Here is a 265-nt window from a genome sequence, read left to right as displayed (position 1 = left end):
TGACCAGAGTTCTTCTGCGCGCCGGCTGAGGCGCCGCTGCGGCCGATGGATCCGGATGTCGAGATCGACGTCGAGGTCCGGCGAGCCGGTGCGGACGAGACGGCCGCGGAGAATGTCCTGATGGGTCGTGGTCAGCGGCAGCCAGGCAACGCCGAGGCCGGACAAGGCCATCGATCGCAATCCGTCGGCCAGCGAGTTTTCATAGATGCGATTGAGCTGGGGCATGTCTGTCGCACCGGCCAGTTTCCGCTCGACGGCCCAGCCG

The 265-nt window shown here is 66.8% G+C and carries 1 protein-coding gene; it reads right to left on the bottom strand.

The genetic code is table 11. The features are described from left to right. A partial coding sequence (locus C1X29_RS29985; protein WP_368731373.1) for a LysR substrate-binding domain-containing protein occupies positions 1 to 265 on the bottom strand: 265 nt, incomplete at both ends.

Source organism: Pseudomonas sp. GW456-12-10-14-LB2, assembly GCF_002884345.1.
Lineage (GTDB): Bacteria > Pseudomonadota > Gammaproteobacteria > Pseudomonadales > Pseudomonadaceae > Aquipseudomonas > Aquipseudomonas paraglycinae.
Note: the sequence above shows the minus strand (reverse complement) of the source record. Positions and strands in the feature narration are given on the sequence as shown.